Annotated in this window: 15 protein-coding genes; 1 reads left to right on the top strand and 14 read right to left on the bottom strand. The window is 50.2% G+C overall.

Annotated features, from left to right (window positions below; translation table 11 throughout):
* Positions 1-111 precede the first annotated feature (111 nt).
* From B5F07_RS08560 to B5F07_RS08510, 12 genes are all read right to left on the bottom strand, one after another.
* On the bottom strand, positions 112-2,571 hold the full coding sequence (locus tag B5F07_RS08560; RefSeq protein ID WP_242972472.1) for a glycoside hydrolase family 3 protein: 2,460 nt from the start codon (positions 2,569-2,571) through the stop codon (positions 112-114).
* A 22-nt stretch (positions 2,572-2,593) separates the two neighbouring features.
* Positions 2,594-5,038 (bottom strand): glycoside hydrolase family 3 N-terminal domain-containing protein, encoded by a 2,445-nt coding sequence (locus B5F07_RS08555; protein WP_087160859.1) that lies wholly within the window; start codon positions 5,036-5,038, stop codon positions 2,594-2,596.
* Positions 5,039-5,059: 21 nt separating this feature from the next.
* Entirely contained in the window at positions 5,060-6,481 is a 1,422-nt protein-coding gene (locus B5F07_RS08550) for an MFS transporter (RefSeq protein ID WP_087160858.1), read from the bottom strand.
* Positions 6,482-6,609: 128 nt separating this feature from the next.
* Positions 6,610-8,973, bottom strand: coding sequence for a GH36-type glycosyl hydrolase domain-containing protein (locus B5F07_RS08545; protein WP_087160857.1), 2,364 nt, complete (start codon positions 8,971-8,973; stop codon positions 6,610-6,612).
* Positions 8,974-9,128: 155 nt separating this feature from the next.
* On the bottom strand, positions 9,129-10,028 hold the full coding sequence (locus B5F07_RS08540) for a carbohydrate ABC transporter permease (RefSeq protein ID WP_087160856.1): 900 nt from the start codon (positions 10,026-10,028) through the stop codon (positions 9,129-9,131).
* Between the two features lie 12 nt (positions 10,029-10,040).
* A complete protein-coding gene (locus B5F07_RS08535; RefSeq protein ID WP_087160855.1) occupies positions 10,041-10,964 on the bottom strand; it encodes an ABC transporter permease in 924 nt (307 codons plus the stop codon).
* Between the two features lie 75 nt (positions 10,965-11,039).
* Entirely contained in the window at positions 11,040-12,566 is a 1,527-nt protein-coding gene (locus B5F07_RS08530) for an ABC transporter substrate-binding protein (protein WP_087160854.1), read from the bottom strand.
* Positions 12,567-12,593: 27 nt separating this feature from the next.
* Positions 12,594-12,755, bottom strand: coding sequence for a hypothetical protein (locus B5F07_RS22610; RefSeq protein ID WP_162613080.1), 162 nt, complete (start codon positions 12,753-12,755; stop codon positions 12,594-12,596).
* Positions 12,755-14,326: a response regulator gene (locus B5F07_RS08525; protein WP_162613079.1), complete on the bottom strand. Its 1,572-nt coding sequence runs from the start codon at positions 14,324-14,326 to the stop codon at positions 12,755-12,757. Before B5F07_RS08525 ends, B5F07_RS22610 begins: the two co-directional genes overlap by 1 nt.
* The gene (locus tag B5F07_RS08520) at positions 14,323-16,035 is read right to left on the bottom strand and encodes a sensor histidine kinase (protein ID WP_087160852.1); all 1,713 of its coding nucleotides are present in this window, start codon (positions 16,033-16,035) and stop codon (positions 14,323-14,325) included. Before B5F07_RS08520 ends, B5F07_RS08525 begins: the two co-directional genes overlap by 4 nt.
* Before the next feature lie 21 nt (positions 16,036-16,056).
* On the bottom strand, positions 16,057-17,781 hold the full coding sequence (locus B5F07_RS08515; protein ID WP_140397994.1) for an MFS transporter: 1,725 nt from the start codon (positions 17,779-17,781) through the stop codon (positions 16,057-16,059).
* A gap of 14 nt (positions 17,782-17,795) precedes the next feature.
* Complete coding sequence (locus B5F07_RS08510; protein WP_087160850.1) at positions 17,796-20,237, bottom strand: hypothetical protein; 2,442 nt, start codon at positions 20,235-20,237, stop codon at positions 17,796-17,798.
* Positions 20,238-20,438: 201 nt separating this feature from the next.
* Between B5F07_RS08510 and B5F07_RS08505 the strand changes: the two genes are divergently transcribed.
* A complete protein-coding gene (locus tag B5F07_RS08505; protein WP_087160849.1) occupies positions 20,439-21,629 on the top strand; it encodes a helix-turn-helix domain-containing protein in 1,191 nt (396 codons plus the stop codon).
* On the opposite strand, the gene B5F07_RS08500 is transcribed toward B5F07_RS08505, so the two are convergent.
* Both B5F07_RS08500 and B5F07_RS08495 read right to left on the bottom strand, forming a co-directional pair.
* The gene (locus B5F07_RS08500) at positions 21,615-22,901 is read right to left on the bottom strand and encodes a rhamnogalacturonidase (RefSeq protein WP_087160848.1); all 1,287 of its coding nucleotides are present in this window, start codon (positions 22,899-22,901) and stop codon (positions 21,615-21,617) included. The genes B5F07_RS08505 and B5F07_RS08500 overlap by 15 nt on opposite strands.
* A 112-nt stretch (positions 22,902-23,013) precedes the next feature.
* Positions 23,014-25,785, bottom strand: a complete 2,772-nt coding sequence (locus B5F07_RS08495; protein ID WP_087160847.1) for an FAD-dependent oxidoreductase — start codon at positions 25,783-25,785, stop codon at positions 23,014-23,016.
* Between the last annotated feature and the right edge of the window lie 139 nt (positions 25,786-25,924).

The following is a 25,924-nucleotide window of genomic DNA, read 5'->3' as shown; positions in this document are numbered from 1 at the left end:
TTCAGAAAAGTGCACCGTTTTCGTACGATGCACTTTTTTCCAACGAGGATATCATCATCTGCCCCCGGCTATTCCTGATACCGTATCCGCTCCACACCAGACTCTCTTTTCCTACATACAGAGCAGCCGATCTGAATTTATTTTCCGAATCATTGATAACAGATGGGATACCGCCCGCTCCATCTCCTCTCTTGTCACTCTTCCTTCTTTCAGACCCTTCAGAATCTGCCGGATCACCGGCGGTCCGCCCGGCATGACGATATCATTGCCCGCCGCCACAGCGTCCGCTCCGTCCACGACAACATCCATATCGCCCCAGTCCGTCACAACAGCACCTTCGAATCCCCATTCTTCCCGGAGAATGTGCGTGCAGAGATCCTTGTTTCCTCCGGCAAAGACTCCGTTGATCTTGTTAAAGGAGGTCATGATACATGCAATATGCGCCTCTTTTACCAGCATCTCAAAAGGTTTCAGATACAGCTCCCTGGCAGTCCGTTCCGTAAGAATCGAGTCCGCCGCATCATAATTCTTCCTTGCGCTGCCCCGGCGGAATGTCTCCTGCTCGTTGGCAGCAAAATGCTTCGGGCACACGAGGACCGCATGATTCTCCTGCACGCCCCGGGCGATCTGGCAGGCACACACTCCCGTCAGATAAGGATCCTCGGAAAAGTATTCAAAGTTTCTTCCGCACAGAGGATTCCTGTGAAGGTTCACCGCAGGGGCAAGCCAGATATCCACCTGCTGTTCCTCACATTCTTCCCCCACAGCGTCTCCGAACCTGCGCCACAGTTCCCGGTCAAAGGAACATGCCACAAGCATTTCCGTAGGCCAGGCAATCCCTCCGATTCCGGCAGGACCATCCTTGTAAAACACCGAGAAGATCCCCTTTTCCTCGATTGCCGGGGAGACATATCCCGGAAATCCTGCGGGATGGCTGTTTGTTGTCAGCGGTTTTCCATTATCGTCAAAAATCGTAGACGGATCGCTCCTGTCTCCTACCGCGGCAAAAGGCGTCCCCGGCCCGTATCCCACGCAGAGAGCCGCAAGTTCTTCGTCCGAAAATTCCGAAAGAACGACTCCTTTTTTCACGGTAACGTCTCCTTTTTTCACAGTAAGTTTCGGGCTCTCTGCACCGGTATCGCCGCTCTGGGGTGAATTCTTTTCTCTCCGGCGGTCCGGCATCTGTGACAGAAAATCAATCTTTCCCTGATTGCATGGAGCTATGCCCAGCCGGTTCCGGCACTGCTCTTTCAGAACGTCCCTCTCGATAAAGATCCTGCCTGCTTCCTCTGTATCTGCGGATGAATTGCCCACACGAAGGATATATTCTCCCGCTTCAATGACCCAGGCTGCTTTCGCCTCATCATAGACTGCCATCTCCCGCCATGGTATACAGATCTGAACTTCCGCTTTCTCTCCCGGCGCCAGCAGTGCCGTTTTCCCAAACCCTTTCAGCTCCTGGCAGGGGCGTTCCAGTCCTCGCCCCTCATCCGTCTTCGACAGATAGACCTGGACTACTTCTTTTCCGCTCCTGGAACCGGTATTTTCCACAACGGCAGATACACAGATTCCATCCGCTGCCTTCTCCGCTTTTCCTCCGGTGATCCGGAAACTTGTGTAGGACAGGCCATATCCGAACGGGAAAAGCACCTTCTTATGGAACGTGTCAAAATACCGGTATCCGGCATATATATTCTCCCAGTACACATTCACCGGGCTTTTCACGAATCCTCTGCTTCCGTTTGCTTCTGACGAGAGACCGTAATCCTCATAGGTAAGAATCTTGTCCGGATTCTCTTTATCCCACGAGAAATGCCGCGAGGAAGGATAGTCCTCATAATGTTCTGCGACAGTGACGGCCATCTTTCCGGAAGGATTTCCCTTTCCGGAAAGGATCCTTGCAAGCGCGGCGGCTCCCTTCTCTCCGGGAATACCGAGAAAGAGAAGGCTTTTGATACTGCTGTATTCCCGGATCCAGGACAGGTCGATCAGTCCGTTCACATTGAGAACCACAGCCACCCTGTCAAAATGACTGCAGACTGTGGCGACCAGCTTTCTCTCTGACCCGGTCAGATAATAGTCCTCATCCAGATGGCGGTCGCATTCTTCTCCGCCGGAATTTCTCCCGATAACGAGCAGTGCGGTATCCGTCTCTTCTGCGGCCCGGGCTGCCAGATCCTCCGGCACCTCGAACTCTTCCAGGGGAGCCCGGTATTTTCCGAATATCTCGTACATGATCCCGCTGTTTACCAGCTCACCGGCCTTCGTCCAGTCGAAGGCATCTGCCTCGGATATGGGTTCCTTTGCGAGAGACTCCTCGTAAAACTCTTTCAGCCGTGCCTCAGGAATGATCCCGTTTTTCTCGCATTCTTCCAGAATCGTGCTGCATCCCGTAACGTTGGCTCCGCCGGAGCCGTTTCCGGAATAGAGTGTCCCGATCTGTGCTCTTCCGAAGAAAGCTGCTTTCTTCTGTCCGGGAAATGGCAGAAGATTTTCTTCGTTTTTCAGCAGTACAATAGATTCTTCCGCGATTTGTCCGGCAAGAAGTTTTCTGTCCATATTCTTCTCCATGCTCTTCTCCTCTATGTTTTCCTTATTTCTGACGGATCACTTCTGTCCCGGCATAGAAAGTCCGATCTCTGCCGTCGATCCATGCGTCCTCCGTGATCCTGTACTCCCCTTTCAGCCGGATATCTTCCGAGGAACTTCCGATTTCCACATCCATATCCCCCTTTTCCACCTTCCAGCGCATATCCCGGTCAAGAAATGCCATCTGGTCTGCCTTCACGGTAAATACAACCTGAACCATTTCTCCCGGTTCAAGAGTGACCCGCTTAAATCCCGCCAGTTCTTTCACCGGTCTTGTCATACTTGCATAACGGTCGATTAGATACAGCTGCACAACCTCGTCACCGGTGCGCTCTCCTGTATTCGTCACAGAACAGCTGATCCGTATCTCGCCATCCGGCCGGATCTCCTTTTCAGAAATGCTAAGGTCTGAATACTCAAACCTGGTGTAGGACAGCCCGTGTCCGAAGAAATACCGGGGCGTGTGGGGAAGATCCACATAATTTACAAATCCGATGCTCTCTCCCTGATGCCATGCTGATCCGTAAGGGTGGTTGTAGTAGATCGGGATCTGTCCTGCATGGTATGCCACGGAGACCGGAAGCTTTCCGCCCGGATTATAGTCTCCCAGCAGCACATCGGTCACCGCCTGTGCTCCTGTCTCTGAAGGGCTCCACGCCTCCAGGATGGCGTCCAGGTACCGGTCCGCCGTATTGCTGGAAACCGGACGTCCGTTAAAATGCACGCCGATCAGCGGTTTCCCGTACTCGGCAGCCCTGCGGATGAAGGCATCCTGGCATGCCGGCAGATTGATATCACTTGAGTCCACACCTTCCCCCATGGACGCCATGGAACAGGTCCCGTGCTTTCCGCCGATGGTGAGGATCACTGCATCTGCTTCCTTCACTGCTGCTAGAGCCTCCGCAAAACCGCTCTCATCGCTGCCCGCAATCGGATACCCGTAGGCATAGAGGATCTCCGTATCCGGCAGTCTCTCACACAGTTCTTCCAGAATACTTCTGCAGCCCGGCTTCTGGAGGTGCAGGATATCTTCGAAGAGTTCTGCCTCGTCGGACTGGATCAGCGTTCCGGGAACCCGTTTCACCGGATCTTTCCCCAACTGCTCCATCTGTTCTCCTTCTTCACTGCCCTCCACACCGGCGATGGAGTTTGCCACGGCATAGACGGACTCCATCATGCACAGATGAGTATATCCGCCGAAAAGCTTTCTTGCATAAGCTGCATGAGGGCCGATCACCGCGAGTTTTCTGATCTTTTTCGGAAGAGGAAGGGCGCCGTTGTTTTTCAGAAGTACCATGGACTCTCTCGCAGAACGCAGGGACAGTTCTCTTCCCCTCCTATTTTCAAATACCGCGTGGAGCGCCTCCCCTTCCAGGGCAAAAGGATGCTCAAAAAGTCCCATGCGGAACTTGGCTTCCAGTACGCGCAGAACCGCCCGGTCCAGGACAGCCATATCTGCTATCCCTTCCCGGAACATGTTTTTCAGGCCTTCCCCGTATCCCACTGCCTGGGGAAGTTCCACATCCATCCCCGCTTCCATCGCCAGGAATCCGGCTTCCTCTGATGTCTCCCCGATATGATGGACAGTGTGGGCATTATTGACAGCGCCGTAATCACTGATACATAGTCCGTCAAATCCCATCTGATCACGGAGCAGATCCGTCAGCAGTCTTTTTGAAACGGACGCCGGCTCTCCGTCGATGGAACAGTAGCAGGGCATGATCCCCTTCAGATCAGATTCTGCGATTGCTGCCTGGAAAGGCTTTCCGTATATCTCTTCCAGAAGCCTCGGCGGCGTATCGCTGTGGGTTCCGTGAATTCCTCCCTGGGAATTGTGGAATGCAAGGAAATGTTTTGCCGTGCTCTCCGGCTGCCTGCCGCCGGTCTTCGTAGTCTGGATTCCTCTGGTATAGGCGGCTCCCAGGGCAGAAGCCAGCGCCGGGTCCTCCCCGTAAGTCTCCCCCTGCCTTCCCATCCGGGAATCCCTGGAAATATCCAGTACCGGAGCCAGGATCTGAGTGATCCCGCAGGCGCCCTCCTGCTCAGACACTACCTTTGCGATCTCCTCCTCCAACTCCGGATCCCATCCGGAGCCTCTGGAGATACCGGAGGGGAAGCTGGTCCCCTCCTGGATAAAAGGACCGCACAGACCTTCCATATGGAAGATCGCGGGAATGTGATGGGGGCTTTTCTCCATTACGGTTTTCTGCACATTTCTCTGCCAGGCGGCAGCCTCATCCAGCGTCTGAATTCTCCGCATTTCCAGCGTGCTGACCTGACCGATCCCGAAAGGCATCTCCGATGCCAGTTTATCCATATCATTATAACTCTCTCCGAATGGAAAGATACCGGCCACCTGGGCCATCTTCTCGTCCAGGCTCAGTTCCCCCAGAAGGGCTCTTGCCCTCTCTTCCGGGCTTCTGCTGCTGTCTTCGTATAATTTCTTCATATATAGATTCTCCACATTTCTTTATTTCTTTGCTGCCTTGCGGGCTGCCACTTCCTCGCGCATCTGAGGCAGTTTCTTCTCCAGATCAAATCCGAGGAAGAGCACGAACATGAGCAGGTTGATCACAACCGGGAAGTAGTTCGAGAATCCGTAGATGGAATATCTCATGGAAGCCGTCGCCGTGGTCAGGGATGCATCATATGCACCGAGCACAAGGAACAGGGACAGAACTGCCGCCCCCAGTCCGTTTCCGACTTTACTTCCAAAGCCGATGGCTCCGCCGGACATGGCAACCAGCTTTTTATTATACTTCCATTCGTTATAATCGATTGTCATGGATGTCAGCACACCATACAGACTCATCATCGGGATCTGCACGAAACTTCCCAGAAGGCTCGTAATTATGTAGACCACAAAGTTCGTCGGGGCAAAACAGCGGATTCCCGCAAAGAACGCCGCGCCGAGAAGACCGAAAGAAATGGTTCTCTTGATCCCCAGACCGGCAATGATCGGCTTGGAAAAAGCGAATCCGACAATAGTTGCCAGAAGTCCCAGGGCCCCGATCACACCTACCAGGTTGTCATTTCCAAAGATCCATTTGCAGTAATAGGTTCCGCCGGAAGCGGTTACTGCATTGGTGATGTTGGTAATCAGGTTAAACAGGAGCACGATAACCCAGTATCTGTTTTTAAAGAGCATCTGCATTGCTTCTGCAAACGGAACCGGCTCCTCCTCTTCTTCATCCGGACGCGCTTCCAGATCTTCCGTATAGTCACAGGCGAATTTTGCCTTATGTCCGTTCCTGTAGCAGATTGCGAACAGAACAAGTACAAGGACTGCAAGAACAACACCGTACTTGATCCATGCAGACTGTGTACCGCCCAGCATGTTGGTAAGCGGTATGGTGAGAATGGAGATCAGCATGCCTGCGCCGTAATTTCCGATGGCGCGGAACAGTCCCATGCTCCCCCTCTCGCTGAGGCTGTGGGTGCGCACGGTCATGACCGCAGAAAACGGAGTTGCGATAAATGTGTACAGTCCTGCCGACAGGATCAGGTTTGTAACCAGCGCATAGATCATGGCCGGTATCTGTCCCGCCTGGATCGGCACCGTGAACATCAGGATCATAATCGCCGCTGCCGGCACGATCTGCGGAGCGATCCACCGGAAATACTTGTGGTCTCCGCCTTTTGAGTGATCGATCATATTTCCCGCGATCACATCGGTCAGAGCATCGATGACCTTGGAAACTGCCAGGATGATACCCACGCTTCCCACTGCCAGCCCTACTTTGTCCGTGTAAAAGTAGTTCAGCTGACCTACAATGTTTGACATTAATCCCAGAGCCAGCTGACCGCTGAAATCTGAAAAGTAATCCCCCGGGCGCATGACGCGCCTTGCCCCGTCTTTGTCATAGCGGGGTGCATTCTTATCCTTCGCCATTTTTCATTCCTCCTGCAATGTTTTTATATTTTTCCGGCGGTTTGTTTTCCGCCTTTCTTTGTCTATACTATAAATAAAATTTTCCTTCTTTTATTGCAGAAAAACGTCTGAAATTGTAAATTCCGGCATCAGATTAATTTTATCTCAATTTCGTGCATCCTTCCATCCCGAAAATCAGGAAGAATCTGCGAATCAAAGGCGGCGCCGTCCACACGGATGACCGGTTTCCCGTTTTCCAGATGCTGCGGATTTCTGATTACAATGTGATAGTCCGCACCCCGGAACCGTCTGGTCATCTCCGCCTCCTCCCAGGCGGCCGGGAAACATGGCCGGATCCGAAGCCCGTCATAATCCCGCTTCACTCCCATAATCCCCTCATAGATCCCCTTCAGGCACCATGCGGAAGTCCCGGTAGTCCAGGACTGGTAGGATTTCCCGTAATACCCCGGACTTGTGGAATAGCAGTTGGTAAACACGTAAGGTTCGGCGCCGGACCGGGCGGAAGGATTCTTCCCGCTGTCGGGCATGATTTTCTTAAGCGTCTCCACTGCCTTCGTGCCCCGTCCGGTACAGCAGTCCATCAGAATCTTAAACCCTGTCGCATGGCAGTAGACGCCTCCGTTTTCAAACAGTCCTGGGAGCATTCCCGACATCCTGCCCACATGGGGATCATACTCCGGATAGGGCGGCATGTTCAGCGGGAAACCGAAATCCTGCTCCATACTGTCCACCGCCGCAAGCACCTGCTGCAGCCGCTCTCCATCCGCTACTCCGGCCAGGACGGCCCATGTCTGTGCATTCAGATATATTTTGCTTCCTCTGCTGTCTTTGGATCCCACATTTCCCTTTTCGCTCAGAGCGCGGGCATACCATGCTCCGTCCCATGCCGCTGTATTGATATCTGCTTTCAGGGTCTCATATTCTTTGCCGAGATACTCCGTATAATCTGTATATTCAGCACGCTCAGGACTGTCTGCATTTTTCTGTTTTCCGGCATATTCCATCAGCCGCTTCAGCTCCCGGAGCGCCAGACAGAACTGGTGGGACAGCATGACCGATTCCGCCTCCGGGTCATCGGTAATATTCAGGGCGTCGTTCCAGTCGGCAAAATAAATCTTCACAAGTCCGTTCTTCCCCTTATCTTCAATGAGCCGGTTTACTGCGGCTTTCACATGCTCCAGCACAGACGCCTCCCCGCCGTCCTGCCAGAAAACCTTTTTATCCAGCAGGGCAAAGTCGCCTGTCTCCCTGATCAGCTCGCAGACCGCCCATATGATCCAGAAAGGCTGGTCGGAATAACGGGTATCATCGTAGGGATACCATGTGAGCACTGCATGTCCGTCCCGGAACTGATGCCTCAGGCACTCCAGGATCTCTTCCTCCGCCTTGTCCTGGCGGTAGTTCAGAAGCGCCGCTGCGATCTGCAGATTATCCCGTACCCCTTTCTTCCCCACGATGCAGAAATCCGCCTGTTTTTTTACCCAGTTGTTCATGATGTGGTTGATCTTCTCATCCGGCGTCCGGACCGAAAGGGTGCTGATCTTCTCATAATTATATTTCTGAGCCTCCTGAAATTCCCGCTCTGCTGCCCCGCTTTTTGCATACTGTTCTGTCACCCGGCGGGCTTCCTCGCAGGAACTGCTGATTCCGAACACAAGATGAATCTCTTTTTCTTCTCCCGGCTGCAGCGCGACCTTATGCTGCAGCACGCCTCCCAGGATAAAAAGCGACGCTTCGGAGTTGGTGCAGTCCCGTCCCTGCATTACTACGTCCGGCCTCTGAAACAGAGCGCAGGCTGAGGCGTCCGGCAGAGTCAGCGTGCCCGTGGGACCGCAGAACTGAGTGAGATCCCCGTCGTAAGCATACACCGGCTCCGTGGAGGCCAGGAATCCGTGATAGTACTCATGCGGTGCAAAGGGGTGGGCGGAGTCACAGTAGACGCCGTTCAGCTCTCTGTCAAAGAAGGTGTGCATGCAGCGGTACATCTCATAATATCTGGGGTAGGAAAAACCTTCCAGTGAAAAACTGACCGCTGAAAACATACTGAGATGCCTTTCTTCTTTTCCCCTGTTGCATAACTTCAGCGTCCAGACCTCATGGAGCCCTTTTTTCGGCACAAAGATCCTCCATGATCCCCCAATCCCGTTCTTCACCGAATGAAGCAGGGAATACCCGATGCTGTGGGTACAGCTGTAGTCCTCCACTTCCGTATTCAGCGGTCCTTCTCCGATGTTCCAGCAGGTGCCGTCCGCATCGTCCCTCAGATACACATATCTGGCGTCGTTCTGATTGATCATGCACATGTCCGCTTTCTCACTGAGATAATAACTGCGTCCGTGCCCGATCTGGGAGACCTGGGCACAGTACCGGTCCTCATTCCAGAGATAGTTGTACCAGTATCTCGGCGTTCTCGGATCACAGATCCTGCAGCTGTTTCCCCCATCCGTAAATTCATATAATTTTCCGGTTTCTGATTTTGTACCAGGCGTCATAGTTTTTTCCTCCTGCAATCTCTTAGATTCGTCCGGCGGCTCTTCGCCGCCTTTCGTACTTATACTTTAAATAAGTTCATAAATTAAATATTGCAGAAAATAGTCTGAAATTGCAGATTACAGCATTTTTCCGACATTGTTCCACATGCTCTGCCCTAACCTTTCACAGCTCCCACCGTTATTCCCTTGACGAAATATTTCTGGAAGAAGGGATACAATACTACAATCGGAAGGATTCCAACTACAGAAATCGCCATGCGGATTCCGGTGGAAGGGAATGCCGCCGCCATCTGTCCTCCGGACTGGATCTGCGAATTGGACATGAGGAACTGGATATCCTGCATCATACGGTTCAGGAAATTCTGCAGGCTGTAAAGTTCCGGTTCGCTCACATAGTAAAGGCCGTTCGTCCAGTCGTTCCAGTAACCGATCCCCACAAAAAGACCGATTGTCGCCATCACCGGAAGTGCCAGAGGAAGCACGATCCGGAAAAAGATACCGAATTCATTTTCCCCGTCCACTTTCGCTGCCTCAATCAGCTCCGTAGGAATATTCTGGGCAAAATAATTCTTCATGAGCACCACATTGAATCCGTTCATGAGCAGATTCGGAAAAATCAGCGACCAGATCGTATTTTTCAGATGAAAGATCTGTGTCCACATAATGTAAGATGGAACAATACCGCCATTGAAAAGCATGGTGAAAAATACGAGGAACGAGAATATATTTCTTGCCCGGAAATCTTTTCTTGAGAGCGGATATGCGAGGAGCGGTGTGATGACAAGGCTCAGCACCGTCCCGAATATCGTGATAAACAGGGTGATCCCATAGGAATTCAGGATCTGGCCTGCCTGCTGAAACAGGTACTTGTAAGCACTGAAATCAATACTCTTCGGGAAAAATGTATAGCCGTCCTGTATAAGTTCCTGCTCGCTTGTTATTGACCCTGTCACCAGAATGATAAGCGGAAGGATCGCGCACACTGCGAATATTCCGAGAAAAATATGTATAATAACCTGGAAGATTTTCTCTCCCCGTCCGTAAACTCCTGACATTCCAGTCACCTCCTAAAACATTGCGTCATCCGGGCTGAGCTTCCGGACAATCATATTCGCCGCCAGAACCAGGATAAATCCTACCAGCGACTGGTAAACACCTGCCGCCGATGACATTCCGATCTGATTCTGCTGCATCAGCGCGCGGTACACATAGGTATCAATCGTCTGGGTCGTCGGGTAAAGCGTTCCTGAATTCAGCGGAATCTGATAGAACAATCCGAAGTCAGAGTAAAAAATTCTTCCGATATTCATGATAGTCAGCATAATAATCGTACTCTTTAAAAGCGGCAGAGTAATCAGACGGATCTCCTGCCATTTCGTTGCCCCGTCCACTCTCGCAGCCTCGTAGAGCGACTTGTCGATTCCGATGATTGTTGACATGTAGATAATGGATGTATATCCGATTCCCTTCCAGATATTTACAACAATCAGGATCACCGGCCATTTCCCGGGATCATTGTACCAGTCCACCGCCTGGAATCCCAGGTTAGTCAGAAGGCTGTTGAGCAGGCCGGATTCCTTGCTCAGGAAAGCATATCCGATGTATGCACAGATCACCCAGGACAGCAGATAGGGAAGCAGGATGACCGTCTGGAAAAATTTTGTTTTTGCCTTGCTGCGCAGCTCGCTGAGCATAATTCCCACTGCGATTCCAAGCACCGTGCCAAGAACAATAAATGCGACATTGTAGAGGATCGTATTCCTGGTCATGGTAAACGCGGCGTCCGTCTTGAAAAGATACTCAAAATTCTCCAGTCCCACCCAGGGACTTTTGAAAATTCCCAGACCATAGTCTATTTTCTTAAATGCGATAAATATTCCCGCCATGGGACCGTAGTTATTAATCAGCAGGTAGATCATTCCGGGAATGATCATAATATAGAACGGCCACTGTTTCTGCAGGCGCTTCTTCGTCTTAATTCTTTGATTCATCTTCCTGATTTTCCTCCTCTCCTGAGAAAACCACGGCCTTTGCTGCCATGGTTTTCTCTTCATCCGGAACTGTTTTTACTTGTTTTCCGCAAGCCAGGAATCATACTGTGTCTGCTTTTCCGCAATTACTTCTCCGATTCCCGCACTGTCCAGGGCATCCAGGAATTCCGGGATCGTCTCATCCGGATTCAGGAAACCGCACAGCAGACCCGGAAGATACTGGCTGGTCACATTTCCGATCGCCGCAATCTCCGTGGAAACCGCAGTGGAATCATAGGTAAATCCAAGCGCCGGTGAAGTGCGGGCACTGTTGTTATTGGCAATCGCCTCATCCACATTAACCGGAACGTCCCCCTCCCAGGTTTTTGCAAGAAATGTATTGCCGAAATACCATGTCATTCCGATATCATAAGTAGAATTATCCGCGCTTACTCCATCCGGATATCCGATGCATCCGTCATTCTTTTCTTCCCAGTTCACTCCCTCGATTCCAAAATCCAGGATATTCACAACGTCTGCATTGGTATACATTTCGTTCAGGAATTTCATGGCAGCCTCCGGATGCTGCGATGTGGTGGAAATACCGAACGCGGAATTATTGACAAGATTGGTGGTGACAAACGGTTTTGTCAGTTTTTTCCATACAACTTCATACCCTGTTGTTCGCTGAACTTTCGCTTCCATTGTTGCCTCGTCTGATCCGGTTTCAAAATAGCCGAAAGCCCTGCCGTTTTTCAGGTAAGTATCTGCTGCTTCCTGTGTCGTCATGGCGTCTTCCAGAATAAAGCCATCCTGGTTCCACTGATACATATATTCCGTGAGTGTCTTAAATTCTTCGGATTCGTACATATTCACAATGTTCTGATCATCCCCGTCCATCAGTACGCCCAGATCATCACCGAGAGTATCGGTAAAAGGAATCTCCGTAACTCTGAATGAAGAAGGGTTCTGGGAACTGGGCACCAGTACAAGTTCCGGATGGGCCTCGTGTATCGTCTGGAACATCTGGGTCAGCAGATCCATGTTCTCAAGATACTCCTCGAATGTCTCCGCCTCTTTGATCTGGTCTACCGGAAGATTCAGTTCGTCCACCAGATCCTTGCGGATGTGGACACCGTTTACATCCGTCTTCACCCCATAGACCGGAAGGGCATATATGGAACCGGCTTTTGAAGTACTCTTCAGGAACTCATCGCCGATCAGTTCTTTTGTCTCCGGCGCATATTCATCGAGCAGCTCATCCATCGCCATGAGCTGGTTGTTTGTAAGATATGTGCTGAAATTCGGGCACATGCTGATCACGTCGATCTGTTCCCCTCCGGACTGCATCAGACTGATCTGCGTATCATAATTCGACCAGCTGTATCCCTCCAGATTTACCTTCACATTGATCTTCGGAATCAGGATTTCATTGAGTGCTTCCTCAATGGGCTCCAGATCCACCGTCTTTCCCAGTTGGAAAGCAAATACGATCTCCTCCGGATTTCCGTCCTCACCGTTTCCCTGTGAAGCCTCACTTCCATTTCCGGAGCTGCATCCCGTCAGCAGAGAGCCTGCCAGAACCGCCGCCATGCAAAAAGCTGTTACCCGTTTCAGTTTCATTACTTTTTTCCTCCTTTTTGGCTTGTTTCATTTGATGTATTCAGTATAGAATATTCTCTTTTTTAATTCTCCCGGTATTCTGTCCTCCGACACCACTATAAAGTCCAAAAAACCGGCGGAATTGTCTCCGCCGGTCTGCGCATGGACTGCCACCGGATTTCTGCTGCCGGTATCCTGATCAAATGCCACTATTCTGTCCTGCTGTTCCGCTTGTATTCACTTGGCAGCACTCCTGTAAGTCTCCGGAAAATCTCCGAAAAATACGAGAAATTGCTGTAGCCGAGCCGTGAAGCTATATTTCCGATCGGCTCCTCTGCTTTGTCGATCAGTTCTTTTGCCCTCTCTATTTTCTGTTCCATAATATACTCACTGAGAGCTTTTCCCGTCTCTTTCTTAAAAAACCTGGAGATATAATCTACTGAAAAACCGACCGCCCTGGCAATATTTTCCCGTGTAATTCTTTCTTCAATATGGGAAATCACATACTGTTCGATCTGGAGAATCATCTTTTTCTCCGTTCTGTCCGGACCGCTCAGATCCCGGATTCTTTTCACTGACTTCTTCAGCCATTCCTTATAAATGCCGGCGGAGTGAATCATCTTGTCTGCAAGTTCCAGCAATTCATCATTCCAGAATTCTTCTCTGTCTATCTGGTTTTCTTCCATACACCGGTATATTTCATACTCTCCGGCGCCTTCGTGGAGCACCAGTTTTCTGAACGTTATGTAGCAGTTTTCATCCCAGATCTCATCCGCCAGATGTTCTGCCTGTTCCCACTCCCTGTTCTTCAGAAATTTCCGCAGCTCCTGATAAAATCTGCTGTCCTGCTGCTCCCCTGTACTCTGACCGAGAATATCGAATATTCCTCTTTCCAGGGAGACATTTTCCCGGTCATATTCCAGCATTCTCTGAAAACTCCGGTGCAGTTCTTCCCCGTAGCAAATCTCATCCACATAGGCCACAATACCGACTCCTGACACCTCCTGACACACATCGATAAAATGTTCGAGCCTGCCGTACAGCCCTTCCGAATTTTCCGCGGAGATAACCGCCCACATGCAGGACTCTCCAAACCATCCGGCACGGTTTGCGTCCTCCTCAGTCAGGAAAGTATCCCTTGAAATATTATAAAGAATGAATTGCATCAGTTCCGGATTTTCATTCCAGTCCTGTTTTTTCTGATAGACCCTTTTTACAGACAGAAAGACCACCTGATACTGCCGGTTAAAGTCCCATACGATATTTACCTTCTGAGCCTCCTTCATCAGAGTATCCGGGTCTGTATTCCAGGCGCCTTTTAATATATCAAGCCAGAAGGCTGATTCAAGACGGTTCTGATGGTACTGCCATAATTCTCCTTTCTTCCTCTCTTCTTTCTCAAGACACTCCTTCCGGATTTCCGTCACCATTCTGCCCACCAGTTCACTCAGTTTTCCGAAATCAACCGGCTTTAAGATATAATCGCTCACCTGAAGACGCATGGCTTTCTGGGCATACCGGAATTCCCCATGACAGGTAAGACAGATAATCTTACATTCATATCCCTGTTCTCTGACCCAGCCGATCAGATCAAGCCCGGATTCCCGGGGCATCTCGATATCCGTAACCATAATATCAATTTCCCGGGTTTCAAAAATTTCTCTGGCTTTTTCTGCATTAAAAGCGATAAATGTCTCATCGATTCCCACTGCCTGCCAGTCGATATTTTTCTGTAAAGCACGTACAATAAATATCTCATCATCGACAATTATAAGATTCATATCCCGTTCTCCCCTTTTTCTTTCCATCCTGTAATCTCAATTTCTGTGCAGGCTCCATGGGGTGTCAGATTGAATATTCTTATTTCCGCTTTCTCTCCATACATCATCTTCAGTCTGCTCCGCAGATTCATAATCCCGATGTGATTCTTCTCCGGCGTCGCTTCTGTGTTGAACCGTTCCAGATATTCATCCGGATACCCGTCTCCATTGTCCGCCACTCGGATAACTGCAGACATTCCCTTTTCTTCCACATCTAGCTCTACCGTCGTTGCATTATAGACATCAAACGCATATTTCAGAGAATTTTCCACCAGAGTCTGAATGGTAAGAGGCGGGATGCGAAGCTCTTTCAGACCGTCTTCCACCTGTTTTCTGAACGTAAAATTGTCTCCCAGGCGGATCTCCATGATGGCAAGGTAGTGTCCCACATGTTCCAGTTCTTCCACGATCGTAACGGATTCCTTCCTGCTTCCCATGATGTATCTCATGTAGGCAGAGAGATCTTTTGTTATCTGATAAATCATTTCCGTATTCCCGAGCTGTGCCGTCACATTGATCACATTCAGGGCATTCAGATAAAAATGGGGCTCCATCTGGAGATTCAGATAATCCAGCTCCAGCTTCTGCCTTTCCAGGCTGTCCTCATATGTCCGGATCTTCAGATCACGGATCTGCAGGATCATCTTGTTAAACGACTGGATCAGATGTTCCATTTCCCTGCTTGCCTCCGGATTCCCGATCTGGGTGTTCAGATCACCATTCTCCACTTTCCGGATACCGTCCTCCAGTCTGCCCACAGGTGAAAATACGTTTTTATTCAAAATATGAAGAATCCAGGGAATCCCTGCGAACAGTACGCAGATCAGGATCAGGATTCCCAGAAGCTGAAGCTGTGGAAATATGCCCAGTGCATCCTGCCTTTCCACCACATTCATCAGGCGGAAATCCCCCATGGGAACCTCCACACCGCTGATCAGATATTTGCCTCCGGCACCGTCAAAATAGTAACTGTCCAGATCGCCATCATAGGACAGTTCCCGCAGCTCTTCAGTGCCCGGATCTGTGAACAGGGTCCCGTCGCTGCCTGCAAAGCAGAAAGAACCGCTTCCTGTCAGTTTCCAGTTCTGTACCGGCTCCATCAGCAGATCATAGGTGGTCCAGAAGCAGAATACAGCCCTGTCGTTCCCGGAAGCAGCAAGAAGAATCCACTCTCCGTCAATCTGACAGGTGCGCCACTGCCCGTTGAGAGCTGTCAGCTTGGCCGCGTGGGATTTCACATATTCCAGGACGGCTTCCCTCTTCTGATAATCCGATACGTAGTCATTAAAATACGACACTACATTTCCATTGACCGGTGAACAGGCAATCTGCCCTTCTATCATCCTGTAGGAACTGAGCTCATTCACATTTTGTGTATGATACTCTATAGTTGCATTATATCTCTCCCTGCTGTCGAAAGATGCAAAGTTATTGATCCAGTTTGTCTGGATGCTCTGATTTAACAGCACCGAGGAGGCAGACGTCAGCTCCGATTCCAGTTCGCTGATATGAACATTCATCATATTCAGATTGGTACTGTAAAGCTGACGCTGAATCCTTTCCACAGCGTAGGTATTGATGATAAAGAGCAGAATAATCGCCGGCAGGCTCAGCCCGAGCACCGGGATGATGATCTTGTATCTTAAAGATTTTCGGAATCTGTATTTCATAGGAAGCCGTCCTTCACAACACTATTTTTCTGCAGTCCTTTTCGCGTTTTTCTGCAGTCTTTTCTGCTGTTTCTTTTTCCTCTTCGCCAGATACTTCGCGTTTTCCGTATCAAAATCAAGTCCTTTTGCCTCACAGCGCTTCTTCAGGTCGAAGATCCTGTTTTCTTCATGTTCCCGGTCTGCTGCCTCTTTTTCACGCCTCTCCAGTTCCTCCGGCTCAATCCATTCCTCGCCGCGGGCAAGTACCGCATCTTTCCTGCGTTTTGTCAGCGTACTGCTGATCTCCGGCAGATGTTTCTCTACATCCATAAACGGAAGAAGGATCAGATATGCTGCCGCCAGAATAATATCAAAGAGATAAAAAGCCATTGTCATAAAACGCAGGACATTGCTGTTAGGCGTAACACCTACCATATCAACAAAACCAAGTTTCAGGATCGACGACTCAAATCCACCGGCAAAAGGCGCGTATATAACAGACTGAACCATTCCTATAACCGACACCCCGAGAAGGCCTTCCAGGCGGAACCCGGATTTATACTCTACACTGTCAAACGCAAAGCACAGCAGAGTGGCTGTAATGTAGGCGTTGGGAATATATCCGAGCTGCCGGACAAATCCCGCCGCCATTGCGATCTGAATATTATCCGGAAACATCCATCCGAGACTGCTTCCCGCCAGTACCATGGCATAGCCGGCCAAAGAAATATTCCGTATTCCGAACTTTTTCGCCAAAGGATAGATGATGATTGCGCCAATTCCGAGCGGTGTACCGGTGATAATCTGGTACAGGGTAAACATAAACGGATTTTCGTCTCCGCCCAGAAGAAATTTGATATAAAAATACTGGACATTGCCACCTTTGAAGTTATCCACAATCCCGCTGGCCGTCATAAGGATCATGAAAATCATATAATATCTGTTCGTCAGCAGTGCTTTGAGCTGCTCACGCAGGGGAATATTATTCTCCCGGCTCACCCCCACCTCAACGGCAATATCCTCAATTACCCGTTCTTTTGTATAAAAGTATTCTATCAGCAGCAGCGGAATAGCAAGTATACACAGAACAATCATAAACTTTGCATAACCTGTTATATCATGTTCCAGCCACATTGGCAATACCACCATATTGACAAGCATTCCGATCACAATTCCGGAGATCAGCGTCCAGGACATCTGTCTGATAAACTTCAGCCGCGTCTTTTCGACAGGATTGCGGGTAGTCAGAGAACAGATATTATCCCGGAACAGATAAAAGAAGGAGCCGCCGACTGTATTGTAGCAGATGAGCAGGAAAAAGAAATAGTACCAGTAGCTCTCCCCCAGGGTTGTCCCCGGAAACAGAAAGATCAGTGCTCCGATAATAATGGAGACAAACCCGAAGATCAGATACCAGGGTCTCATACGTCCCTGGCGGGACTGCGTGTGCTGCATCAGCCATCCGGTAAACAGCCCCGTAAAGACAGCCAGGATCTTAGCCACTGTCATAATAATCTCATAATATCCTCCCATCTGCTGAATCATTGCCACATTCTCTGCACCATACATGGCGCTTGTCTGCTGGGTAAAAAACTTCTCGACAAGCGCTGCAATCGTATTCACCACGAATATCAGCCCCAGCGGACCGACCAGATGGCCGAGAATCAGTTCTTTTCTTGTTACACTACGGGTCTTTACCCTGGAGTCCATAAATGGTCTGTCAAAAAATCCGCCTTTTAAAAGAGTTACCGGTGATTTCTTTGTCATAGCATTTCCCCCCGTCACTCCATATTCTCCCCGACCGTCAGATGATACTGTACTCCCGGAACAGCCCCATCCAGTACAAACCTTATCTCATCTCCGGACTTTTCGCCCTCCAGTTCCGCGATCACTTCCCCCACCGGATTCAGGACTTCAAGTCTTGCTGCATCTGCTTTCACGCGTATGCTCCCTTCCAGTGTCTCCGCGTACAGTTTTCCTTTGAATTCCACCGCTGTAAAGGGCATGCCCATCATGGACGGTCCGGGCTGAAATGTCGTCTCATCCATCCCCGTAGTCCCCATGGCTGTCAGAACATACTCTTTTGCTTCACCCAGAGGTTTCTCATGCTCAGCGATCAATGCCAGTGTGATCCGGTCGTTCTTCGCCTCCACGGTTATCTTGTCCGAGAGAACCGTCTCCGCCTCCGGCGCCCCGCTGAAATATCCGCAGTACGGCGTATGGATTGCAAAGCGCGCATGATCCGGATCAAACACAATCTCTTTTGTGTCCGAGATCAGTTTTCCGTCCACGTATCCGGCGTCCTCCGGCATGACGCCCCACTCTTTCATGGCTTTGTCCATAATTTTTGCAAAAGTCCTGTAATCCCCGTTGTCTGCGGTTTCCTCGATGTGATCGAAAACCAGTGTCCGGTTTCCGAGATGCACTCCCGGCTGCAGTTCCATGGTTCCACGGGCAGCCTGTTCCAGACGGTTTTCATCCCGGTAGCGCCTCATCGCATCCCGGTATTCCGACCATGCATAATAAACGCCATGTTTTGCGTCCGAAAGATTTCCGCCATTCAGGAATCCTGCATTCACTGCGATATCGGCGTCGCCCTGGTAGGTGTCTCCCCCGTCCAGGAATACATTTCTCATTGCCGTCACATAGGGGAAGAATGTGGTGGGCATGGAATGGAAGTTCGGCAGTGTCTTAAGATCGTTCCGGGTATACACCACATCCACACAGTGCTTTGCCACTGACACCAGCCCTTTTAAAAATACGGAAGCCATAAAGCCCCACTGGCAGATCAGCGCAGGATCATTATAGGCATCAAATACATTGAGGATCTCATCCGCCGGCTGGTCATCCCAGTTTTCGGATGTATGGTGGTTGTAGAGGATCAGGCCGTCCCAGTCGTTCAGACAGGCATAGGCGATGGTGTGGACAAACGCCGTAGAATGGAAGGGATGGAGTCCGTATTCATTCCACTCACTGATCATAAACGGTTTTCCTTTCACAATGGCCACAGACGCCAGGTTCAGGATGGTGGTTGCCATGGAACCGATGCCTTTCTGCATGGTCAGAGGGTTGGCGGATACGTATTCCGCCGGTCCCGCCACCAGGTATGTATTTCCCTGCACCGGGAGCAGGGGGTGATTGAAATAACAGTTATTCTCAATCAGGTCTCCGTCTGTATGCCCGTATACATCCGCCGCGCCTGCTGTCAGGTTGCTGGTGATAACCGGCACTTTCACGCCCAGGGAAAGGAGATAATCTTTCATCTCCCGGTAGAATTTCCGGTTCATGTATATGCCGAACTCCATGAAGTCCGCATATCTTGCCGGACTCACCTCGCCGTCCCATGCACCTGCAGGGTCATTGACCGGCTGATAGAAGCTGCCGCTTACCACATCCACGGTTCCCTTCTGCGGATCTTCTTCCTCGCCGAGGGCACAGTATCCATCATGGGTCCACGCCTCTTTCAGGCGCTCTCTGGTGTAATATTTCATCAGGAGGAAATCATTAAAACGTCTCCGGACCTCCTCCCGGTATGGCTTCATCTCTTCGGACATGTCTCCGCCCATATTTCCCTTGATTGCAGACTCCTCATTATTGATCTGAATCGTCACCACAGCCGGGTCGTCGATCAGGGCAAGACCGGTGTAGGGATTGACATGGCACAGAAGTTCTTTCGCATACTCCTTCTGAAGCTCGATCATCCGCTCATTGTACATGGGATAACGCTTGATACAGGACGGTGCGCCTCCCGGATAATCCATACCGTCAGCCTGCTGAAACTCCCTTGCCACAATCAGATCGATGTGGAGATAAATGCCCTTTTCTTTCAGTTTCGCTGCAAAATAATCGAACCGGTCCAGTCCTTCCGGATTGAATTTTCTGCTGGTTCCCGAAGCATAGTCAAGGAGCGGCGCTTCCTTGCAGCTGCTCCAGCTGCCCGGCTCCTCCCCGATGGGAGCGTCTGCCGCATGGAGGCGGATGATGTTGACTCCCATACTTGCGAAACGCTCCGCCATCTTATCTGCCGTCTCATGATCCGGCGTGTTGGAGCGCGCCGCTACGTTAAATCCGAGAAATCTCGCCCGTGTGCCGTCCTCAAAATAGAGATGTCCCTTCCTCGTCTCGACAAACCCGTGCTTTCCCGCGGGGGCGTCCAGTAAATGGGAATAATCCAGTATTCCCTGATTTGCTTCTGCTTTGTGAATCCGTATACGCTGTTTCATGTCACTCTTCCTCCTTGGCTCTTTCTTTTTGTTACTGCAGGAATCGTAACACAGTCCGGAAAAAGAATATTGCAGAATACTTTCCGGGATTGTAATATTTCATCTTGTTTTTCCTCATTTGGGGAATTATACTGAAAAGAAATAATCATGAATTTGAAATGTTCATCAGACTAAGTTCAAACAGAAACAGGAGTGTAAGATATGGATTATACTGCATTTTGTAAAAATTTCTTTTCCGCTACAAATATTCCCGTCAGCCTTTTAAAAAGCGGGAATCCGGTATATTCGGCTCTCGGTGAAGTGCTCGGTCTGTCTGTGACCACTCACTGGACCATGTTTCCATACAGGAAGAATCCGGAATTCTGCGCCATCTCTCCGGATCTGGAATTCGGCCGCGTTTTTATTGAGGGGACGGAGTATGACCTGATCGTCGGGCCTGCTTTCAGCGTGCCCGTCACGGATCAGCTCGTGCGGCAGTTTATGAAAGAAGTGGCAGTTCCTTTGAACTTCCGTGAACTGCTCACGGAGATCTTATGTTCCATGCCCCAAATCAGCCATCTGCAATTTGCCAGATATCTGGCTTTTTTGCATCAGTGCCTGAACGGCAAAGTGGTGGAACCGAACGAGATTTTTCTGGAAAATGAAGCAGACAGCCATGCCCGGAAAGTCCGTCAGGTCAACAACATGGCAGACAACCAGGAAAAAGAAAATCTGCACAACTCCTATTCTTTTGAGCAGGAACTTTACCAGTATATCAAAGACGGCAATACAGACAAACTGAAAAAATTTCTGTCCTCTGTCCAGTTAAGCGGAATGAAAGAAGGGAATATGGCACGCAGTCCTCTGCGCAATGCGAAAAATCTTTTTATCGGCACAGTAACAAAAGTGGGGATGCTCGCCGCAATTCCGGGCGGGGTGGACATTGAGCAGACATACCAGCTCATCGACGACTATTCCAGAGAGTGTGAGCAGCTCCAGTCCATTGACGATATCATGCATCTGGAATATATCATGATGCTGGATTTCTGTCAGCGCTGCGGAGAGTCGCAGATCCCGGAAGGGGTATCCGCCGACGTCTACCGGTGTATGAATTACATCCGCAGCCACACCAACGAGCCCATCTCCATCGAGGATGCCGCCGCCCATGTAAACCGCAGCACTTCCTATATGATGAAGCACTTCAAAAGCGAACTTGGGATCCATATGGGGGCATATATCATGCGCTGCAAACTGGAAGAAGCCAAAAGCCTTCTGACCTACAGCGAAAAAAGCCTGGCTGAAATCAGCAGTTATCTCTGCTTTTCCAGCCAGTCCTATTTTCAGAATGTATTCAAGAAACAGTACGGCATGACGCCGCTTCAGTACCGCCGTTCCGGATCAGTCCGCAAGTGACGTTTCCACACGTACATTTTTCACCGTCATGTTTTCCACAATGTCCGGGGCAAAGCCGCTGTTTTCTGTTCTTATATGCAGATTCTCAAAGTCAAAGTCCGACAGATGGTACTGTTCTTCCTGGGACGTAACATTAAAATAGTGTGTGCATTCGCATTCGCAGTCGCGCATGGAAATATGTTCCACGCGCGATTGTGGAATATCTGTCCTGCCCTTCAGGTCGAAAAACTGTGTCCACGGATTAATGTTAATAAAGTTCTGTACCTTTGCAGTCACATGTTCCACCGTGATATACTCGTAGAGCTGCGGCGTGTCAGGACGCATCTTTATCCATAACAGATTCTTGCCGTCTGATACTTTCAGCCTGCGGATAACAATATTGCGGTTATGCACAGATTCCGAGCCGCAGGTCAGACAGCCGTGGCAGAATCCGTAGGTACAGTCCTCCACAATTATCCTTTCATTGGAGCCATTCTCCGGTGCAGTATCCGCCCATGGTCCCTTTCCGCCTTTTAAAACCACCGAATCGTCATTGACTTCCATATAGCAGTCCTTGATCAGGACATCGGAACACACATCAATGTCAACAGCGTCTGTGCTTGGCGCTTTTACCGGTTCTGCCGGTGAGAAAATATGGCATTTTAAATACTTCACATGATTGCATTTGTATATATGGGTGGTCCAGAAATGGGAATTCTGCAGGTGCAGACCGGCAATCAGCACATTCCGGGAATTTGAAATATAAACAAGCCGGGGACGCTGCTCATCCTTATTGGTACACTGGGGATTCCACTCTCTTCTCAGCCAAAATGCCTTCCATGACCTCAGGCCGTTCCCGTCCACGGTTCCCGGACCGCACATGGTAAACCCGTCCACACTGTCTGCATTGATCAGCGCGGAGAAATAGCGGCAGGTCTCACCCTCAATACGGGTCTCGCAGATTCTGTAATCCGAGATATCATCGCTTCCCTTTAGCGTGCCGCCTTCCGCAACATAGAGATTGACTCCCTGTTTGAAAAACAGCGAACCTGTCAGATAGGTTCCCGCAGGCACCACAATGACACCGCCTCCCTGTTCCGCCGCCGTATCAATCAGCTTCTGGATTTCCTCCGTATGGATTTTCCCGTCATCCAGGATATTGTACCGGGTCAGGACATACTGCCTGCCCAGCTCCTCCAGCCCGGGAATCCTGGTGTCATAAAACCAGCCGTCGACAGGTGTTCCGTCGGGGAAGAATTCTTCTGGAATATTTTCCTTTTTTACCGTTTCCATAATTGTCCTCCTATGATAACACTTTATAGCCTAATAATAAGATAACGCATTGTAGTCCGTTTATCAAACATCAAATGCTGTTTCATGAAAGGAAAATTATGTTCCGGCGCTGTTAATGTAGCTTTTTCAGGGTCAGCTTCACCGCGCGTTTGACTGCGTATTTGCCGATTTCCTTAAAGCGGTCCTCCCTGGGAACCATCCGGGAACATTCTGGCTTGTCCCGATAGATATGAATAGCGTCAAACTCGCACTTTGTCGTACACAGGCCGCAGCCGATGCATTTGTTCGGATCCACGACAGACGCGCCGCATCCGAGGCATCTTGCTGTTTCCGCCCTCACCTGTTCTTCTGTCAGCGTCAGTGTTGCATCCCGGAAGGATAACTGCTTTCTGATCTCCGGATCATATCCTGCATTCTGCCGTTCCGACGGTCTGAAAGAATCCAGTACGATGTTTTCCTTGTCAATCTCTGTAAATCTTCTGCGGTTTCTTCCAAGCGTCAGACTTGCATTTCTCACATACCGGTGAATAGATTCTGCTCCCTGTTTTCCGGATTCAATGGCGTCAATGACGAATTTCTGTCCGTAGAATACGTCTCCTCCGACAAAGATATCTTCTTCCGCTGTCTGAAAGGTAAGAGCGTCTGCCTTCGCCGTGTTGTTGCGGTTCAGTTCAACGGCAGTGCCATCCAGCACGCCGCCCCAGTCAACACGCTGGCCGATGCAGTACGGCAGAACATCGCACTCTGCCTCACAGGTCTCCGAATCGTCATACCGGGGATTGAATCTGCCTTCATCGTCACGTACCTTCACGCATTTTCTGAAACGGACGGCAGTACACTTTCCGTCTGCCGTAACGACCTCCGTCTGTCCCCATCCCGCATGGATTCTGATTCCCTCTTCTTCACATTCGCCCCGGTCTTCCTCACCCATAGGCATTTCATCATATCCTTCAAGACAGTAAAGATCCACACTCTCAGCCCCGCTTCTGACCGCTGTACGGGCAACATCGGCGCCAATATTTCCGCCTCCGATCACAACGCATTTTCCTTTTATGTTCTGTACTCCCTCAAGACATGTCTTTTTGCTGAATTCAAGTCCTGACATCACACCCTTCGCATCATCTCCGGGTACTCCCAGTTTTCCCGATCCCTGGAGCCCCAGCGCAATATAAAAGGCCTGATATCCCTGTTCTCTGAGCTGGCTGATTGTTATGTCCCTGCCGACTTCCACGCCGCAGCAGAATTCCACTCCCATTTCACGGAGCACATCAATCTCGGCGTCTACCAGCTCCTTTTCCAGCCGGAAAGAAGGAATGGCGTTCATCATCATTCCGCCCGGACGTTTCTCCTTTTCAAATACGACCGGATGGTAACCTTTTTCCGCCAGATAGAATGCACAGGACAGCCCTGCCGGTCCGGCGCCTATCACCGCGATCTTATCGTCAAAGGTGCCGTGTATCTTCGTGGCATGGACGGGCGGGATATATCTTGTCTCCGCATGGAGATCCTGCTCCGCGATAAAACGTTTTACAGCATCGATTGAGACGGCGTCCTCCCTGGTTCCTCTGGTACAGGCCGCTTCACACCGCTTGTTGCACACTCTGCCGCAGACCGCAGGGAAAGGATTGTCTTTTTTTATTAACGCCAGCGCTTCCCTGTATCTCCCCTGGGCAGCCATTTTCAGATATCCCTGAACGGCGATATGGGCCGGACAGGCTGTTTTGCACGGAGCTGTACCGGTATCATAACAGTTGATTCTGTTATTGTCCCGGTAATGTACGTCCCATCTGTCCTCTCCCCATTCGTTGTCGTCCGGGAGGTCATGTTTCGGATAAACTACCGGGCCGTTCTTTGTACAGAGTTTCTGACCAAGTTTCACGGCTCCCGCAGGACAGTACTCCACACATTTACCGCACGCCACGCAGTTTTCCTGCGTCACCCGCGCCGTATATGCCGAACGCACAACATACGGTGTGTTGAACAGTTCCGCATTGCGCAGGGCCTTGCATGAGTTCACATTGCAGTTGCAGACAACGAATACCTTGTCGTCTCCGTCCTGATTGGACACCTGATGCACATATCCCTGTTCTTCCGCGCGCTGAAGGATATAATCCACCTCTTCCCTTGTACTCCATCTTCCCTTGCCTGTTTCAACGATGAAGTCCGTTATAGGACCAACAAAAATACACCATTCCGGGTCATCCGCCGCGCCTTCCCCCATCACAGTCGCCGTCTCACGGCATACGCACGGGGCAACAGCATATTTGTCGTACTTGTCGAGCCAGTATGAAATTTTCTCAATACTCATGGCTCCCTCTGTTCGCTCTACTTCCTTTTCTACAGGTATTACATGCATGCCAAGTCCGGCTCCTCCGGGTGGTACCATGGCGGCTGTACTCATATAGCCCAGCGTAGTCTCCCGCTCAAAGAAATACCCTCTTGCGGGCTCCTTCTGCAGCATATCCATGCGGATACTGGACCACTCTCCGCTGCCCTCCACGAACGGGGGCAGCATGTAATGCCGCACGCCATCCACCGTATCATACTCAAACAGACCTGACATACACCCTTCTGTAAGCAGTTCCTGTACTTTTTCTTTTGATTTTCCGCTCCTTTTCACCAGTTGGTCAACCGTATAATATTTATGTACCTTCATCTTCAGCGCAAGTTCTGCCATTTCATCCGAGGCGAGAAGATCAAGGCCGTAATATTCCGGGTCATAAGGAGTGATCGTATCAACCGAACGGTCTGTGATATGTTTTCCCAGTTTAATGATCAGTTCTCTTGGCTTTTCCGGCACTTTGATGTTCTTCGGGCGCAGATTTTTATACGCCTCGATTTCCTCTTTCGTGGTCGGGATAAAATCTTTTTGTTCAAATTTCATGCTCATACCTCCATCCCTTGTCAGACTGGCAACGGTGTTCAGACACCGGCCGGCCAGTATTTTTCTATTCCGTTCTTCCTATTATACCTGACTCTTTACGGGGGCTGATATTCATGAATATGCAAAAATGTGAAGCAGA

It is taken from the genome of Lachnoclostridium sp. An169, assembly GCF_002160525.1.
Taxonomy (GTDB): domain Bacteria; phylum Bacillota; class Clostridia; order Lachnospirales; family Lachnospiraceae; genus Mediterraneibacter; species Mediterraneibacter cottocaccae.
Note: the sequence above shows the minus strand (reverse complement) of the source record. Positions and strands in the feature narration are given on the sequence as shown.